This window comes from Streptomyces sp. NPDC059499, from assembly GCF_042749285.1.
GTDB lineage: Bacteria > Actinomycetota > Actinomycetes > Streptomycetales > Streptomycetaceae > Streptomyces.
This window is the reverse complement of sequence record NZ_JBHYTT010000009.1, coordinates 222,119-240,065: the sequence shown is the minus strand read 5'-3', so window position 1 is coordinate 240,065 and position 17,947 is coordinate 222,119. Positions and strand designations below refer to the sequence as shown.

Sequence of the window (17,947 nt, the reverse complement as noted above, 5' to 3'; positions counted from 1 at the left end):
GGTATCACGCCCGATCCGCGACGCGTTCGCCGAGTAGGCCCTGGGGTCGGATGAGGAGGACGAGGATGAGGAGGACGAATGCCCAGACGTCCTTCCAGGCTCCGCCGCCGAAGAGTTCCATGCCGGGGACCTCGCTCATGTAGCCGGTGGCGAGGGATTCGGCGACGCCGAGTACGACTCCGCCGAGCATGGCGCCGTAGATGTTGCCGATGCCGCCGAGTACGGCTGCGGTGAAGGCTTTCAGGCCCATGATGAAGCCCATGCGGAAGCCGATCTGGCCGTTCTTGAGCCCGTAGGCGACGGCGGCGACGGCTGCGAACGCGGCACCGATGGCGAAGGCCATGACGATGATGCGGTCGGTGTTGATGCCCATGAGCTTGGCGGTGTCGGGGTCCTGGGAGGTTGCCTGCATTCCGCGTCCGGCGCGGGTTTTGGAGACGAAGAGGCCCAGGGCGAGCATGCACACGGGGGCTGCGATGAGGACGAAGAGATCTCCGCGCTGGATGTTGGCGCCGAAGATCTCGATCGCTTCGCCCTTGAACTGGGGGAAGGAGCGGTCCTTCGTGGCGTCGGGGTACCACATCCATACGGCCTGCTGGAGTGCCAGGGAGAGGCCGATTGCGGTGATGAGGGGGGCGAGACGTGGCGCGCTGCGCAGTGGCCGGTAGGCGAAGCGTTCAGCGGCGACGCTGACGGCGACGGAGCACAGGACTCCGCCGGCGATCATGAGGGGTATCGCAGCCAGCAGGGAGAGTCCGGACGGAAGCCCGAGGTAGACCGTGAGGGCTCCGAAGCCCCCGATCATGAAGATCTCGCCGTGTGCGAAGTTGATGAGCTGGATGATTCCGTAGACCATCGTGTAACCGATCGCGATGAGACCGTACATCGCGCCGAGGATGAGTCCATTGGCCAGCTGTTGCGGCAGTTCGTTCACCGCAGGGCCTCCGTCGAGTGGTTCGGATATGGCACCGCGCGGGAGCGCTCGTAGCGCTCCCGCGCGGTCTGGTTGCTATGTGTGATCGAGGGTCCTTGGCGGACCTACTTCACGGCCTCGCTGAGCTTGGAGGTCCACTTGCCGCCGGTGACCTGGTAGGCGGTCATGAGGGTGTTGGTGGTGTCGCCGTACTCGTCGAAGGCGACGGGGCCGGTGACGCCTTCGAAGCTGACCTTGGCCATGGCTTCGAGGACCTTGGCGCGGGCGTCGTCGGGGAGCTTGCCGTCGTTGGCGGCGACGACTGCCTTGACGGCCTCGATGATGGCCCAGGTGGCGTCGTAGGTGCCGCCGCCGTACGCCTCGTAGGCGTCCTTGTAGCCGGCCGTCTTGTAGTCCGCGATGAACTTCTTGGCGGAGTCGAGCTCTTCGACGGGCTTGCCGACGGAGGTGGCGATGTCGCCTTCGGACTTCTTGTTGAGCTTGATGAAGTCGGCGCTGTACATGCCGTCGCCGCCCATGAGCGGGATCTGGACGCTGTCCTTGAGCTGCTGGCTCAGGGGTGCGCCGGCGGGGTACTCGCCGCCGTAGTAGACGGCCTTGGCGCCGGAGCCCTTGACCTTGGTGACGACGGAGTTGAAGTCACGGTCGTCGGGGTTGACGTGGTCGGTGCCGACGATCTTGCCGCCGAGCTCCGTGAACGTCGCCTTGAAGGAGGCGGCGAGGCCGGCTCCGTAGGGCTTCTGGTCGTCGATGAGGTAGACGTCCTTGACCTTGGCGGTCTTGAAGAGGTAGTTCGCGGCGAAGGCGCCCTGGATCGCGTCCGTGGTGGCGGTGCGGAAGTAGGCCGCGTAGGGGCGCTTCTTGTTGCCCGTCTTCCAGTCGTTGCCCTGGGTCAGCTCGGTGCCGGTGTTGGCGGGGGAGACCTGGGTGAGCTTGGCGTCCGTGAAGGGCTTCTGCATCGACTGGGCGACGCCGGAGTTCAGGGGGCCGACGACTCCGAGGACGTCCTTGTTGCCGATGAACTTCTGGGCGTTCTGCTGGCCGACGGAGGGCTGTGCCTGGTCGTCGAGGGGCTGGATCTCGAACTTGATGCCGGGGACGGTCTTGTCCTTGTTGGCGGTCTTCACCGCGAGGTCGGCGGAGTTCTTGATGCCGAGGCCCAGTGCGGAGAGGTCGCCGGTCAGGGGGGCGTCCAGGCCGATGACGACGGTCTGGGTGTCGCCGCTGCCGCTGCTCTTCTTGTCGTCGTCGCGCGACCCGCAGGCGGTGAGGGTGAGTGCTCCTGTGGTGAGCACTGCGGTGAGGATAAGCAAAGAACGGTGTCGCACGAAAGGTCCTTTCCCTGGCGCGGCCTCCTCTGCTGAGGTGCCGTGACGATCGCCGGGCCGTACTGGTGGTCAAGAAGGCTGTGCAGCAGACGCGCCCGGCGGCGCGGTGACTGGCCGTGACTCTAAGGGCAGGTGAGGGGGTGCGGGACAAGTCCGCCGATGATGTGACTGTCTTGTTATGCCATGGGGAAGGGTTGGTGGGCGCAGTGTGGACATTTACGGCTTGTGAAATGACCGCATGCTGAGAACGCGCAGCTCCGCTAAGGGGCTTGAGGCGATCTTGGTGCTGTCGCGCGAATCGGGGCGCAAGGGGCGCGGCGAGGCTGTCCCTCTGGATCGGGGATGCGGCGCGGGGCCTTTTTCGTGTATTGCACACCTGTTACGCAGTGTTACATCTGGGTGATGTGTTCGATTCGCTGCGGTGGTCGCTGTGGCTGCTGAAGTGGCTCATGGAACGTGTGCGGTGGTCAAGGGTGTTGACCGAGCGTGGTGGTCAACGTCTGCGCTCTGCTCCGGATATGGGTCTGCCCGGTCCGGAATGCGGTGCGATTTCCGGGCCGGGCAGGGGTGTTGCGGCGACGGGTTCAGCCGGCGGTGGGCGGGGGGACGTCGCGGAGCAGGCAGGTGAGGCGGGCGGTGCAGACGCGCTTGTCGTGCTCGTCGGTGATGACGATCTCGTACGTGGCGGTGGAACGGCCGCGGTGCACGGGGGTGGCGACGCCCGTGACGAGGCCGTTCCGTACCCCGCGGTGGTGGGTGCAGTTCAGGTCGACGCCGACGGCGATCTTGGTGGCGCCGCCGTGGAGCATGGTGCCGATGGAGCCGAGTGTCTCGGCGAGGACGGCGGAGGCGCCGCCGTGGAGCAGTCCGTAGGGCTGCGTGTTGCCTTCCACGGGCATGGTGCCCACGACGCGTTCGGCGGAGGCCTCGACGATCTGCACGCCCATGCGCTCGCCGAGGTGTCCGGCGGAGAAGAGGGCGGGGAGGTCGACGCCGAGTGCCGCGTACTCGTCGATGATCTCCTGGGGGAACGTGGGTGCGGTGTGCTCGCCCATGGGGTCCGGCTCCGTTCGTTCGTTGCTGTGTGCACTGTTCTTATCAGACGGCTGAGCGAACGCTTAGACGCTGGTGGGCACCGGCTTCTCAGGGCTTCTCGAAACGGACGATGACGGACTTGCTGGCCGGGGTGTTGCTGGTGTCGGCGGTGGCGTCGAGCGGGACGAGCACGTTGGTCTCGGGGTAGTACGCGGCGGCGCACCCGCGCGCGGTCGGGTAGTGGACGACGCGGAAGCCCGGTGCGCGGCGCTCGGTGCCGTCCTTCCACTCGCCGACCAGGTCGGTGTACGAGCCGTCGGCGAGCCCGAGGGCGCGGGCGTCCTCGGGGTTGACCATCACGATGCGCCTGCCGCCCTTGATGCCGCGGTAGCGGTCGTCGAGGCCGTAGATCGTGGTGTTGTACTGGTCGTGGGAGCGCAGGGTCTGCAGCAGCAGCCTGCCTTCGGGGAGCTCGGGGTACTCGACGGGTGCGGCGGTGAAGTTGGCCTTGCCGGTGGCGGTGGGGAAGCGGCGTTCGTCGCGGGGGGCGTGGGGGAGTGCGAAGCCGCCCGGGCGTGCGATGCGGGCGTTGAAGTCCTCGAAGCCGGGGACGACGCGTGAGATGCGGTCCCGGATCGTCCCGTAGTCCTTCTCGAAGTCCTCCCAGGGTGTCGTGGAGGCGGGCCCCAGGACGGCGCGGGCCAGGCGGGCGACGATCGCCGGTTCGGAGAGCAGGTGGGGGCTCGCGGGCGTGAGGTTGCCGCGGGAGGAGTGGACCAGGCCCATGGAGTCCTCGACGGTGACGAACTGCTTCCGTCCGGCCTGGACGTCCTTGTCGGTGCGGCCCAGGGTGGGCAGGATCAGGGCGCGGGTGCCGGTCACGGCGTGGGAGCGGTTGAGCTTGGTCGACACGTGCACGGTGAGCCGTGCGCGGCGCATCGCCGCTTCGGTGACGGTGGTGTCGGGTGACGCGGCGACGAAGTTGCCGCCCATGGCGAAGAAGACCTTGGCTTCGCCGTCGCGCAGCGCCTGGATGGACCGTACGACGTCGTAGCCGTGGTGGCGCGGCGAGGTGATGGCGAACTCCCTGTCCAGGGCGTCCAGGAAGGCGGCGGAGGGGCGTTCGAAGATGCCCATGGTGCGGTCGCCCTGGACGTTGGAGTGGCCGCGCACGGGGCAGACGCCGGCGCCGGGCCTGCCGATGTTGCCGCGCAGCAGGAGGAAGTTGACGACTTCGCGGATGGTCGGCACGGAGTGCTTGTGCTGGGTGAGGCCCATGGCCCAGCAGACGATGGTCCGCTCGGAGGCGAGGACCATGGCGAGCGCTTCCTCGATGTCGGCGCGGTCCAGGCCGGTGGCGGTGAGTGTCTGCGCCCAGTCGGCGGCGCGGGCCGCTTCGGCGAACTCCTCGTACCCATGGGTGTGCCGGGCGACGAAGTCGGTGTCGACGGCCCCTTCGGTGTCGAGGATCAGTTTGTTGAGCAGGCGGAAGAGGGCCTGGTCGCCGCCGATGCGGATCTGCAGGAAGAGGTCGTTGAGGGCGGCGCCCCTGATCATGCCGCGGGCGGTCTGCGGGTTCTTGAACCGCTCCATGCCGGCCTCGGGCAGCGGGTTCACCGAGATGATCTTCGCACCGGCGGCTTTGGCCTCTTCGAGGGCGGAGAGCATCCGGGGGTGGTTGGTTCCCGGGTTCTGCCCGGCGACGATGATCAGGTCGGCGTGGTGGAGGTCCTCCAGGCTGACGCTGCCCTTGCCGACGCCGATGGTCTCGGTGAGCGCGGATCCGGACGACTCGTGACACATGTTGGAACAGTCCGGCAGGTTGTTGGTGCCGAACTCGCGGGCGAAGAGCTGGAGCAGGAACGCCGCTTCGTTGCTGGTGCGGCCCGAGGTGTAGAAGAGCGCCTCGTCGGGGGAGCCGAGCGCGGTGAGTTCCTCGGCGAGGATCTGGAAGGCGCGCTCCCAGGTCACGGCCTCGTACCGGTCGGCGCCCGCGGGCAGGTACATGGGCTGCGTGATGCGGCCCTGCTGGCCGAGCCAGTAGCCGCTGCGGGTGGCCAGGTCGGCGACGGGGTGCGCGGCGAAGAAGTCGGGGGTGACGCGGCGCAGGGTCGCCTCCTCGGCGACGGCCTTGGCGCCGTTCTCGCAGAACTCGGCGGTGTGCCGCTTGTCGCCCTCGGGCCAGGCGCAGCCGGGGCAGTCGAAGCCGTCCTTCTGGTTCACCTTGAGGAGGGTCTGCGCGGTGCGCCGGACCCCCATCTGCTGCTGGGCGACGCGCAGGCTGTGGGCGACGGCGGGCAGTCCCGCGGCCGCGTGCTGGACCGCTTCGACCTGCGGCGCGTCCTGGACCGGGTCACCGGTCGGGGGCTTGGTGGCCATGGTGCTCCCCTTCGAGCGCTTGCGAACCCGCGATACGTCGTCACGCGTCGTGGCGCCCAGTCGCGTTTTCCCTGTCAGTGATGTGGCTGTCGTTCGATCCTGTCACGCACGGCCGCCGCGGCACCCGGAGGGCGGCCGGGGCGCCGCGGAGCCGGGCGTCGGGCGCGGTACAGGGGCGCCCGAGCCGTGCTCGACCGGGAGTCGAGCGGCGGCCGGTCCGGATTGTCAGCGGTCCGTGGCAGGATCGGGGGCGTGGCTGAGACGGCATCGAAGAAGACGGCAGACAACCGACCGCGCCTGCTCCTGATGGACGGGCACTCCCTGGCGTACAGGGCGTTCTTCGCCCTGCCCGCGGAGAATTTCACGACGGCGACGGGGCAGCCGACGAACGCCGTGTACGGCTTCATGTCGATGCTGGCGAACACGCTGCGCGACGAGGCGCCCACACATTTCGCGGTCGCGTTCGACGTGTCCCGCAAGACGTGGCGTGCGCAGAAGTTCCCCGAGTACAAGGCGAACCGTTCCAAGACCCCCGACGAGTTCAAGGGGCAGGTCGAGCTGATCGGCGAGCTCCTGGACGCGATGCACGCGGACCGGTTCGCGGTGGACGGGTTCGAGGCGGACGACGTCATCGCGACGCTGGCCACACAGGCCGAGGCGGCGGGCTTCGAGGTGCTGATCGTCACGGGCGACCGGGATTCGTTCCAGCTGATCACGGACAACGTGACGGTGCTGTATCCGACGAAGGGCGTCTCGGAGCTGACGCGCTTCACCCCGGAGAAGGTCCAGGAGAAGTACGGGCTCACCCCGGGGCAGTATCCGGATTTCGCGGCGCTGCGCGGTGACCCCTCGGACAACCTTCCGGGGATCCCCGGTGTGGGTGAGAAGACGGCTGCCAAGTGGATCAACGAGTTCGGGTCGTTCGCGGAGCTGGTCGAGCGGGCCGACGAGGTCAAGGGCAAGGCCGGCCAGAACTTCCGGGACCACCTGGACGCGGTGAAGATGAACCGCGTGCTGACCGAGATGGTCCGTGACGTGGAGCTGCCGAAGGTCCCGGCCGAGCTGGAGCGTGCCCCGTACGACCGCACGGCCGTCACGGGTGTGCTGGACGTCCTGGAGATCCGTAACCCGAGCCTGCGCGAGCGGCTGCTCGCCGTCGATCCGGGTGCGGAGGAGGCCGGTCCGCCGGAGCCCGCGGCCGGCATCGAGCTGGACGGAGCGGTGCTGGGCTCGGGCGAGGTCGCCCCGTGGCTGGAGGCCCATGGCGGGCAGCCGCTCGGCGTGATGACCGTCGACACCTGGTCGCTGGGTACCGGCACGGTCACGGAGGTCGCGCTCGCGGCCGCTGACGGGGCCGCCGCCTGGCTGGACCCGGCCGAGCTCGACGAGGCCGACGAGCGCGCTCTGGCCGCGTGGCTCGCGGACCCGGAGCGGCCGAAGGTCCTGCACAACGCCAAGAACGCCCTGCGGGTCTTCCCGGAGCAGGGCTGGCGGCTGGACGGCATCGCCATGGACACCGCGCTCGCCGCCTATCTCGTCAAGCCCGGCCGCCGCTCCTTCGCGCTGGACGCCCTGGCCGTGGAGTACCTCGGCCGTGAGCTGGCCCCGGCCCCCGCCTCCGACGGGCAGCTGGCCTTCGGCGCGGACGACCGCGCGGAGGCCGATGCCCTGATGGCGCAGGCCCGCGCGGTGCTGGACCTCGGGGACGCGTTCACGACGCGCCTCAAGGAGGTCGGTGCCACCGAGCTGCTGTACGACATGGAGCTGCCCACGTCGATCATGCTGGCGCGCCTGGAGCGGCACGGCATCGCCGCCGACCGGGCCCATCTGGAGGGCATGGAGCAGCAGTTCGCCGGTGCGGTGCAGCAGGCGGTGAAGGAGGCGCATGCCGCCGTGGGCCGTGAGTTCAACCTCGGCTCGCCCAAGCAGCTCCAGGAAGTGCTCTTCGGTGAGCTGGCCCTGCCGAAGACGAAGAAGACGAAGACGGGCTACACGACCGACGCGGACGCGCTGGCGTGGCTGGCCGCGCAGACCGAGCACGAGCTGCCGGTCATCATGCTGCGCCACCGGGAGCAGGCGAAGCTGCGGGTCACGGTCGAAGGCCTGATCAAGACGGTCGGGGCGGACGGCCGTATCCACACCACGTTCAACCAGACGGTCGCGGCGACGGGCCGGCTCTCCTCCACCGACCCCAACCTGCAGAACATCCCCGTCCGTACGGACGAGGGGCGGGCGATCCGCCGGGGCTTCGTCGTCGGCGAGGGTTTCGAGACGCTGATGACGGCGGACTACAGCCAGATCGAGCTGCGGGTGATGGCCCATCTCTCCGAGGACGCCGGTCTCATCGAGGCGTTCACCTCCGGCGAGGACCTGCACACGACGGTCGCCTCGCAGGTGTTCGGTGTCGAGAAGTCGGCCGTCGACGCGGAGATGCGCCGCAAGATCAAGGCGATGTCGTACGGGCTGGCCTACGGGCTCTCCGCGTTCGGGCTCTCCCAGCAGCTGAACATCGAGGCCGGGGAGGCGCGCGGTCTGATGGACACCTACTTCCTGCGGTTCGGCGGGGTGCGCGACTACCTCCACCGGGTCGTGGAGGAAGCCAGGTCCACCGGGTACACGGAGACGGTCTTCGGCCGGCGCCGCTACCTCCCGGACCTGAACAGCGACAACCGTCAGCGGCGCGAGACGGCCGAGCGGATGGCGCTCAACGCCCCGATCCAGGGGACGGCCGCCGACATCGTGAAGGTCGCGATGCTGCACGTGGACCGTGCGCTGACGGAGGCGAAGCTGACGTCGCGGATGCTGCTCCAGGTCCACGACGAAATCGTTCTGGAGATCGCGAAGGGCGAGCGGGAGCAGGTCGAGGAGATCCTGCGCCGGGAGATGTCCACGGCGGTCGAGCTCCGTGCGCCGCTGGACGTCTCCGTGGGTGTCGGCACGGACTGGGAGACGGCCGCGCACTGACGCGTCCGCCGCCCGAAAGGGGCCGCCTTCGGGGAGTGGACCCTCCTCGAAGGCGGCCCCTCAGCGCGCGTCCTCGTTCGCCGGGCGGGTCCCTGTACCGGGCCTGTCCGGCGGGCGGTGGCGCGGTGTCCGCAGCCGCATCCACGCCCCGTACAGCACGAGCCCGACCGCCAGACCCGCGCCCGCCCCGAAGCACGCGGTCGGGATGATGTCGAGCGGTGTGCTGATGTGCCCGAAGTAGGCGTACCAGCGGGCACACCGGTGGACGACACCAAGCAGCACGCACACGGCGAGCAGGACGCCCGCCCACCGGCGCTCCGCCCGGCCGAGTACCGGTACGGACTCCGGGGCGGCCGCCGGCCCGGTTTGGCGCAGGCCCGTGTACGTGAACCAGGCCAGGACGGTCAGGGCCGCGGCCGAACTCCCGTACTGGACGAACTGGAACACCGGGAATCCGCCGATGCTGTCGGTGAGCACGGGAACGAGTTCGGTGCCCCACCGGTCGTGATGGGTGAAGGCGTCCCACACGACATGCGTGCCCGCGCCGATGACCGCGGACAGGACGAACCACAGGGCCTCGGGCACGGTCGGCAGCGTTCCGGGTTCCCGCCGCCGGCCCCGTACGAAGGTGTGCACACGCCCCTGCCACGCGGTGGGCAGGAGCGCGACGAGCGGTTCGCGCAGCAGCAGCCAGAGCGCCACCAGGGCCGAGGCGATGGCCACGTCCACCGTGAACACCCCCCACACCGCGTGGGTGACCGCGCCGAATTCCATCGCCCCGGGAACGGCCGTGTCCGCGAAGTAGGTCATGTCGGGTGCGAACGAACCGGCGACGAGTGCGGAGGCGACCAGCGGGCCGCGTCCCGTCCCTGACCGGCGGATGCCCGGAAGTACGGCTGCGGCGTGGCTGAGCGTGAACGGCATGACGGCAAGTATGCGTGAGCACCTGTCACCTGCCCGAACCTTCCGTGCAAGGTGCCGACAGCTTCGTGAAAAGTCGGTAAGAACCGGTCATGTGCCAGTGTTCGGGCCGCGCAAGTTGCCGTAGGGTCGCCTGAGTCCTAGCGCTGGGGAGAGCGCGAACAGCCGTCGACGGGGAGGGACCAGAACGTATGGCAGCGCAATTCGGCCGACGGCTTCGCAGGGGGGCCACCACCACCGCGGTGGCGGCAGTCGCCGTCGCGGCCCTATCCGCCTCGCAGGCTCCCGGTGCCCCGCTCGCCGAAGGCGGTGACCCGGCGGCGTCCGGTTCCGCGTCGCCCGGCGACAGCGCGGCCACCGGCAACTCGCCGTACTACACGGACCTGCCGCCGCTCAACACGCCCAACAAGCCCGGTTCGTCCGTCAATCTGCCGGTCACGGGCAGTGCGGAAGCGGGCATACCGGCCTCGATCCTGGCGGCGTACAAGAAGGCCGAGCAGGACCTCGCGAGCACCGACGCGGCCTGCGCCCTGCCGTGGCAACTCCTCGCAGCGATCGGCAAGGTCGAGTCCGGCCAGGCCCGCGGCGGCAAGGTCGACGCCAACGGCACCACGTTCTCCCCGATCCTCGGCCCGGCCCTCAACGGCCAGGGCTTCGCGCTGATCAAGGACACCGACGGCGGAGCGTACGACGGGGACTCCACCCACGACCGCGCGGTCGGCCCCATGCAGTTCATCCCGCAGACCTGGGCCACCTGGGGCCAGGACGGGAACGGCGACGGACGCAAGGACCCCAACAACATCTACGACGCGGCGCTGGCCGCAGGGCGCTACCTCTGCGCGGGCACCCGCAACCTGGCCGTCGCGGCCGACCTCGACAAGGCGGTGCTGAGCTACAACCACTCGACGGAGTACCTGCGGACGGTGCGCTCCTGGTTCGAGTTCTACAAGCGCGGCACCCACGAGGTCCCCGACGGTACGGGCGTCCTCCCCTCGGGCAACACCAGCGGCTCCGGCTCGTCGCCGGACCCCGGCCCGTCCCCGTCCGGGACGGGCGGCAGCGGCGCGACCCCGAGCCCCTCGCCGACCCCGCCCAAGCCGGGCGGCAGCGGTACGCCCAGCCCCTCGCCGACGCCGCCGCCCGGGACGACACCGCCTCCCACGCCGACCCGGACGCTGGGCAGCCTCGAGAACGCGGGCACCGGCCCCCTCGCCGCCACGGCGGGCGAGGCGTTCACCGAGCGCGTCAAGGTGAAGGCCAGGGACACGCTCGGCTCGCCCCTCGCCAAGACCTCGGTCACCTTCACGATCACCGGCGACACCGACACCCGCTTCTCCGGCGGGCGGAGCACGGTCTCGTTGCCCACCGCGGCCGACGGCACCGTCACCGCGCCCGTCCTCAACGCGGGTGAGAAGACCGGCGAGTTCAAGGTGACGGCCGTGGCCGGCACCAGCAAGCCGCGCGTCCTCACCTACACGGCGGCCGTCGCCGCCCGGCAGGCCGACAAGATCGCCCGGACCGACGAGAAGGCCCTGACGGCCGCCCCCGGCGCCGAGTTCGCCGACACCGTCGAGGTCAAGGCGACGTACAAGGGCATCGCCGTGGCGGGCACCGCCGTCACCGCAACGATGATCACCGACGGCGAGACACCGGCCGAGAACGACAAGGGCCCCCACTTCAAGGACGCGGACGGCAACGCGGTCAGGACCCTGACAGACCTGAAGACGGGCGACGACGGAGTCCTGAAGCTCCCGAAGATCTTCGCCGACGACACGGCGGGCACCTTCCTGCTGCGTCTCACCACCGCGAGCGGCGCCACGCTGGTCGTAGAACTCAAGGTCGAGGCGCCCGCTGCCGAGGTTCCCGCCGCCTGACCCGGACCGCCTGCACAGCAGCCCCCTGCCGCACCTGCCGCAGGGGGCTGCCGCGTACCGGACGCGGCGCCTACTCGCGCCGCAGCCGGGCCGAGGTGAAGCGCGTCGCCTCCACCGTCGTCGGATCCTCGGGCCACGGGTGCTTCGGGTACCGGCCGCGCAGCTCGGCCCGCACCGCCTTGTAGCCCTCCCGCCAGAACGACGCCAGATCCGCCGTCACCGCCGCGGGCCGCCCGGCGGGGGAGAGCAGATGCACCAGGACGGGCACCCCGGCCACCCGGGGCGTCTCCCGCAGCCCGAACAGCTCCTGGAGCTTCACCGCGAGGACCGGCTGCTCGCCGCCGTACTCCACCCTGATCCTCGACCCGCTCGGCACCGCGATCCGCTCCGGGGCCAGCTCGTCGAGCCGGGCGGCGTCGCCCGTCGCCCACGGCAGCAGCCGCCGCACCGCCTGCCCGGCATCGATCCGCGCCAGGTCCGAGCGCCGCCGCGCCCGCGACAGTTCGGGCTCCAGCCACTCCTCGGTACGCGACAGCAGTGCGCCGTCCGACACATCGGGCCACGGAGCGCCCAGCTCCCGGTACAGGAACGCGAGCCGCAGCCGCAGCTGCTCGCTGTCCCGGGTCCACCGCAGCAGCCCCGTGCCCTCGCGCCGCAGACCGTCCAGCAGCGCGCCGCGCACCAGTCGGGGGTCCGGCTGCCTCAGCGCGCGCACCGACAGCTCGACGGCCCCGAGCCGCTCCACGGAACGGGCCACCACATCGCCGTCCACCCAGCGGACCTCCTCGCCGGAGAACCGCAGATGCCCGGCCGCCAGCCGCGCCGTGTCCTCGTCGACGACCGCCGCCAGGCGCACCCGGGCGGACGCCGAGTGCGCGGGGCGGTCGGCGACCGCGACGGCCAGCCACGGTGCGCTGCGCAGCCGCGAGCCCTCCCGGAGCTCCGCCCCGGTCCCCGACGCCATCAGGAACGCCCCCTCGCCCCGGGCCCGCGCCACCCGCTCCGGGAACGCCAGCGCCGCCACCAGTCCCGCGGCCGCGTCGTCCGACCCCGTACCCGGGCCGGCGGTGCTGCCGAGCGAGGACGACAGCCGCCGCACCTCCTGCCGCCAGCGCGCCGCGTAACCGTCGCCGCCCCGCCGCGCGGTGCGCAGCGCTGCCGCCAGATCGTCCCCGTACTCCCGCGGCGGCTCCTCGCTCAGCAACGCCACGACCTCCGAGGCCCGGCGCCCGCCCACCTCGTCCGCACCGTCCAGCAGCGCCCGCGCGAGGCGCGGGTGCAGGCCCAGGCGGGACATCCGCACGCCCCGGTCCGTCACCCGCCCCGACGCGTCCACCGCGCCCACCGCGGTCAGGACCTCCCGTGCCGCGCCCATCGCCCCGGCCGGCGGCGGATCCAGCAGGGCGAGCCCGGAGGCGTCGGGATCGCCCCAGCACGCCGCCTGCAGCGCGAACGCGGCCAGATCGGCCACCTTGATCTCCGGGGACGGGAACCGGGCCAGCCGCCCGTCCTCGGCCTGCTCCCAGCAGCGGTACACGGCGCCCGGCGCCTCACGCCCGGCCCGGCCCGCGCGCTGCCGTCCGGCCGCCTGGGACGCCCGCACGGTCGTGAGCGCGCTCAGTCCCCGCGCATGGTCGGTACGCGGCTCCCTGGCCAGCCCGGAGTCCACGACGACCCGCACCCCCGGCACCGTCAGCGACGACTCCGCCACGGAGGTCGCGAGCACCACCCGGCGCCGCCCCTGCGACGACCCCGCGAGCACCGCGTCCTGCACGGCCGCGGGTGCCCGGCCGTGCACCTGGAGCACCTCGGCACCCACTCCCGCGAGCTGCCCGGCCACCCGGCCGATCTCCCCGACGCCGGGCAGGAAGCACAGCACGTCGCCCTCACGCTCGGCGAGCGCGCGGCGCACCACGGCGGCCACGTGCGTCAGCAGTGCCGGATCGACCCTCATTCCGTGCGGCGGGCGCACGGACCCGGCCGGCGGCGCCCAGACCACCTCGACCGGGTGGGACACCCCCTGCGCCTCGATCACGGGAGCGCCGCCCAGCAGACGGGCCCAGCCCTCCGCGTCCGTCGTCGCCGACGCGGCGACCAGCCGCAGGTCCGGCCTGATGGCCTCCCGCACGTCGAGGAGGAACGCGGCGACCGTGTCGGCGTCCAGATGGCGCTCGTGGCACTCGTCGATGATCACGACATCGACGCCTGCCAGCTCCTGGTCGCGCTGCAGCCGCTGGAGCAGCACGCCGGTGGTCACGACCTCGACCACCGTGTCGCGCCCCACCACCCGTTCCCCGCGCACGGTGAAGCCGACGCGGCCGCCCGGCTGCTCACCGATCAGCCAGGCCATCCGCCGTGCCGCCGCCCGGGCCGCGATCCGCCGAGGCTCGGCGACCACCACCCGGCGCACCGGACCGCCGCCGGTGAGGCCGGCGAGCACCAGGGGTACGAGGGTCGTCTTGCCGGTCCCGGGCGGTGCGCAGAGCACCGCGACCCCCCGGTCGTCGAGTGCCCGCTCCAGGGCGGGCACAGCGGTGCGTACGGGCAACTGGCCGAGGGCGTCGGTACGGATCACGCCCCCAGTCTCGTACGCCGGCCCCTCACCAGGTCCGGCGGTCCCGCTCGCACACGAAGATCGCGGTCCCGGGGATGAGGTTGCCGCGCAGGGGGGACCAGCCGCCCCACTCCTGGTTGTTCCAGGCGGGCCACTCGGGCTCCACCAGGTCCGTGAGCCGGAAGCCGCCCGCCACCACGTCGCGTACCCGGTCGCCGAGGGTCCTGTGGTGCTCCACGTACACGGCGTCGCCGCGCTCGTCCTGCTCCACGTAGGGGACCCGGTCGAAGTAGGAGGCGGCGACCGAGAGCCCCTCGGGGCCCGGCTCGTCGGGAAACGCCCAGCGGACCGGGTGCGTCACCGAGAAGACCCAGCGGCCCCCGGGCCGCAGCACCCGGTGCACCTCGCGGAACACCTGTACGGGGTCGGCGACGAAGGGCACCGCCCCGTAGGCGGAGCAGGCCAGGTCGAAGGAGCCGTCCCGGAACGGGAGCCTGCCCGCGTCGGCCTCCACGAGGGGGACGTCGTCGCCGATCCGCAGCGCGTGCTGGAGCTGGCGGTGCGAGAGGTCCAGGGCCACCGGACGGGCGCCCTGGGCCGCCAGCCAGCGCGAGCACTGGGCCGCGCCGGCGCCGATCTCGAGGATGTCCAGGCCCTTCAGCCCGGAGGCGGGGCCCAGCAGAGCCGCCTCGGCCTCGTCGAGGCCCTCCGGGCCCCAGACGAAGCGGTCGTCCCCCAGGAAGGTCCCGTGGTCGCTCTGGTACTCGTCGGCGTTCCGGTCCCACCAGCCGCGACTTGCCCGGCTGCTCTCCGATTCCCCGGCCTCCCGGCGAGTCGCTTCAGGTTCGGACCCGTGGATCTCTTGGCTCATCGTGCCCGTCGTTGTAGTTTGCCTTCACCCGCCGCACGCGGTGCCCGCCCGGGCTGTACGGGTGAGTACGGCCGCGCGCGTGCGGAACGGTGCCGTGGCCGATGTGGCCTCGGACAACATGAGTTGTGCCGGGAATGGGGCGTTGTGCCCCGCGTGTGCGCCTTCGCGCATTGACCACTTCCGGCTGCCCCCGTATGCTACAAGTTGCGCCGCGAGCCTGCGCGCTTCAGACCTAGCAGGCCGCGCTCGCGTCTGTCGTATGTCCCCTCGGTTGTCGGGGCGCCTTCCGGATTCGGTTGGGTGCTCTCAAGGCTGTCCGGCTTCTTCAGAGGCGATACGGGCTTACGGCGTAGCAGTAACTTCGACTCTCTGTCCGTACCGGAGCCCTTTCCCACATGACGAGCAGCACCGAGACCACCGCCACCACTCCGCAGGTTGCGGTCAACGACATCGGCGACGCGGACGCGTTCCTCGCGGCGATCGACGAGACGATCAAGTACTTCAACGATGGCGACATCGTTGACGGCGTCATCGTCAAGGTTGACCGGGACGAGGTTCTCCTCGACATCGGTTACAAGACCGAAGGCGTCATCCCGAGCCGCGAGCTCTCGATCAAGCACGACGTCGACCCGAACGAGGTCGTCAAGGTCGGCGACGAGATCGAGGCCCTGGTTCTCCAGAAGGAGGACAAGGAAGGCCGCCTGATCCTCTCGAAGAAGCGCGCTCAGTACGAGCGTGCCTGGGGCACCATCGAGAAGATCAAGGAAGAAGACGGCATCGTCACCGGTACCGTCATCGAGGTCGTCAAGGGTGGTCTCATCCTCGACATCGGCCTCCGTGGCTTCCTGCCGGCGTCCCTCGTCGAGATGCGTCGTGTCCGCGACCTCCAGCCCTACGTGGGCAAGGAGCTCGAGGCCAAGATCATCGAGCTGGACAAGAACCGCAACAACGTGGTCCTGTCCCGCCGCGCCTGGCTCGAGCAGACCCAGTCCGAGGTGCGCCAGACGTTCCTCACGACCCTGCAGAAGGGTCAGGTCCGCTCCGGCGTCGTCTCCTCGATCGTCAACTTCGGTGCCTTCGTGGACCTGGGTGGCGTCGACGGTCTCGTGCACGTCTCGGAGCTCTCCTGGAAGCACATCGACCACCCCTCCGAGGTTGTCGAGGTCGGCCAGGAAGTCACCGTCGAGGTTCTCGACGTGGACATGGACCGCGAGCGTGTCTCCCTGTCGCTCAAGGCGACGCAGGAAGACCCGTGGCAGCAGTTCGCCCGTACGCACCAGATCGGGCAGGTCGTCCCCGGTAAGGTCACCAAGCTCGTTCCCTTCGGTGCGTTCGTGCGCGTCGACGAGGGCATCGAGGGCCTGGTCCACATCTCCGAGCTGGCCGAGCGCCACGTGGAGATCCCGGAGCAGGTCGTCCAGGTCAACGACGAGATCTTCGTCAAGGTCATCGACATCGACCTCGAGCGCCGTCGCATCAGCCTCTCGCTGAAGCAGGCCAACGAGGCCTTCGGTGGCGACCCGGCTTCGGTCGAGTTCGACCCGACGCTGTACGGCATGGCCGCGTCGTACGACGACCAGGGCAACTACATCTACCCCGAGGGCTTCGACCCCGAGACCAACGACTGGCTCGAGGGCTTCGAGGCTCAGCGCGAGGTCTGGGAGACCCAGTACGCCGAGGCGCAGACGCGCTTCGAGCAGCACCAGGCCCAGGTCATCAAGTCCCGCGAGGCCGACGAGGCCGCTGCTGCCGAGGGCGCTGCTGCCCCGGCCGCCGGCGCCCCGGCTGCCTCCGGCGGCAGCGGTGGCGGCGGCTCGTACTCCTCGGAGTCCGACGACAACTCCGGCGCCCTGGCGTCGGACGAGGCGCTGGCTGCCCTGCGCGAGAAGCTGGCCGGTGGCCAGAGCTGACGCTCTGACCCCAGTCGCTCATCGGCCGTAGAGCTGTAGAGCTTGTCGGTAAGGCCCGCTCCCTTCGGGGGGCGGGCCTTACTCGTGTCCGCGAGCGCACGCATCGGGACCGGGGGACGGCCCGAAACGGCTCTACGGGGTGACGGCGATGTTCGTCAGTCCCTTGCCGCCGGTGACCGTGTTGTCGCTGTGGACGGTCGTGCGGCACGTGGAGCTCTGGTTGGTGACGTTGACGGCGAGCTGCTTGTCGCCGCCGGCGCCGGTCAGGTCCGAGGCGTTGTTGCGGAACACCGTGCCGCAGCCCCAGCCGCTCTGCTGGGTGTGCGTCTCGTACCCGTTGTTCGTCGTACGGGAGCCCTTGTTGTCCTGGACCAGGACGTCGTTCCCCTTCACGTCGACCCAGGAGTCGTCGTAGTTGGCACCGGTCAGCCCGCTGCCGTCGAAGGTGTTGCCGATGATCCGCGCCCCGGTGGTGCCTTCCTTGATGTCGATGTTCTCGCCGCCGACGCCGGGCCCGATGACGTTGTCGAGGATCTGCACCGCGTCACTGCGGTCGGACAGATCGCCCGCGGACCCGACGTACACGCCCTCGCCCATGCCACGACCGTCGTGCCCCGTGTCGTAGATCCGGGAGTTCTTGATGACGCCGTCCCTGCTGGACTTGCGGAAGTGGACGCCTTCCATGTCGAGGTCGTACACGGTCACGCCGTCGATGACGACACCGGTGGCGGCGTCGGCCATGATCCCCTTCTGGCCGCCGGTGACGGTGATGCCCCGCACGGTCCAGTAGGACGCGCCGTTCAGGTGGAGTCCGTAGCCGCCACCCGCGGTGAGGACCGCCTTGTCGGAGCCGGTGAGTGTGATCCGGGCGGAGGGGGTGGCGGCGGCGGTCGCCTTGAAGTTGCCCGTGTACGTGCCGTCGGCGAGCCGGATCGTGTCGCCGGGGGCCGCGGCGGTGAGGGCCGCCTTGAGCTGGGCCGCTGTGGTCACGTCGATGACTGCCTCCGCCGACGCGCTGCTGGCGGAGGCGAGGGACAGGCCTCCGGCGGCGAGCGCGGTGGCCAGCAGGGCGGGGAGCAGTGTGCGGGTGCGCATGGGGGTGCCTTCCCGTCGAAGGGTTCAGAGGTTCCCGCGAAGATACGCGTTCTTGTACATGAACCTGGGGCGAGCTTCTGAA

General features: G+C 70.5%; 11 protein-coding genes. 3 read left to right on the top strand and 8 right to left on the bottom strand.

What is annotated here, in order from left to right:
* Nucleotides 1–4: 4 nt before the first annotated feature.
* From ACFW9O_RS22255 to ACFW9O_RS22240, 4 genes are all read right to left on the bottom strand, one after another.
* A complete protein-coding gene (locus ACFW9O_RS22255) occupies nt 5–934 on the bottom strand; it encodes a branched-chain amino acid ABC transporter permease (RefSeq protein ID WP_351177079.1) in 930 nt (309 codons plus the stop codon).
* Nucleotides 935–1,038: 104 nt separating this feature from the next.
* The gene (locus ACFW9O_RS22250; protein WP_384611655.1) at nt 1,039–2,247 is read right to left on the bottom strand and encodes a branched-chain amino acid ABC transporter substrate-binding protein; all 1,209 of its coding nucleotides are present in this window, start codon (nt 2,245–2,247) and stop codon (nt 1,039–1,041) included.
* A 599-nt stretch (nt 2,248–2,846) separates the two neighbouring features.
* Nucleotides 2,847–3,317, bottom strand: a complete 471-nt coding sequence (locus ACFW9O_RS22245) for a PaaI family thioesterase (RefSeq protein WP_384611568.1) — start codon at nt 3,315–3,317, stop codon at nt 2,847–2,849.
* Nucleotides 3,318–3,405: 88 nt separating this feature from the next.
* Entirely contained in the window at nt 3,406–5,676 is a 2,271-nt protein-coding gene (locus ACFW9O_RS22240; RefSeq protein WP_384611566.1) for an FdhF/YdeP family oxidoreductase, read from the bottom strand.
* Between the two features lie 252 nt (nt 5,677–5,928).
* Between ACFW9O_RS22240 and polA the strand changes: the two genes are divergently transcribed.
* Nucleotides 5,929–8,640 (top strand): DNA polymerase I, encoded by a 2,712-nt coding sequence (gene polA, locus ACFW9O_RS22235; RefSeq protein WP_384611565.1) that lies wholly within the window; start codon nt 5,929–5,931, stop codon nt 8,638–8,640.
* 60 nt (nt 8,641–8,700) lie between these two features.
* On the opposite strand, the gene ACFW9O_RS22230 is transcribed toward polA, so the two are convergent.
* Nucleotides 8,701–9,564, bottom strand: coding sequence for a DUF4184 family protein (locus ACFW9O_RS22230; RefSeq protein WP_384611563.1), 864 nt, complete (start codon nt 9,562–9,564; stop codon nt 8,701–8,703).
* A 188-nt stretch (nt 9,565–9,752) separates the two neighbouring features.
* Between ACFW9O_RS22230 and ACFW9O_RS22225 the strand changes: the two genes are divergently transcribed.
* Entirely contained in the window at nt 9,753–11,435 is a 1,683-nt protein-coding gene (locus ACFW9O_RS22225) for a lytic transglycosylase domain-containing protein (RefSeq protein ID WP_384611562.1), read from the top strand.
* A 70-nt stretch (nt 11,436–11,505) separates the two neighbouring features.
* Here the strand turns inward: ACFW9O_RS22225 and hrpB are convergent, their stop codons facing one another.
* Both hrpB and ACFW9O_RS22215 read right to left on the bottom strand, forming a co-directional pair.
* Nucleotides 11,506–14,010, bottom strand: coding sequence for an ATP-dependent helicase HrpB (hrpB, locus tag ACFW9O_RS22220; RefSeq protein ID WP_384611560.1), 2,505 nt, complete (start codon nt 14,008–14,010; stop codon nt 11,506–11,508).
* Nucleotides 14,011–14,035: 25 nt separating this feature from the next.
* The gene (locus tag ACFW9O_RS22215; protein ID WP_351177776.1) at nt 14,036–14,860 is read right to left on the bottom strand and encodes a class I SAM-dependent methyltransferase; all 825 of its coding nucleotides are present in this window, start codon (nt 14,858–14,860) and stop codon (nt 14,036–14,038) included.
* Between the two features lie 395 nt (nt 14,861–15,255).
* Between ACFW9O_RS22215 and rpsA the strand changes: the two genes are divergently transcribed.
* Nucleotides 15,256–16,770, top strand: a complete 1,515-nt coding sequence (gene rpsA, locus ACFW9O_RS22210) for a 30S ribosomal protein S1 (RefSeq protein WP_351177779.1) — start codon at nt 15,256–15,258, stop codon at nt 16,768–16,770.
* 132 nt (nt 16,771–16,902) lie between these two features.
* Here rpsA and ACFW9O_RS22205 read toward each other — a convergent pair whose 3' ends face one another.
* Nucleotides 16,903–17,865 (bottom strand): right-handed parallel beta-helix repeat-containing protein, encoded by a 963-nt coding sequence (locus ACFW9O_RS22205; RefSeq protein ID WP_384611558.1) that lies wholly within the window; start codon nt 17,863–17,865, stop codon nt 16,903–16,905.
* Between the last annotated feature and the right edge of the window lie 82 nt (nt 17,866–17,947).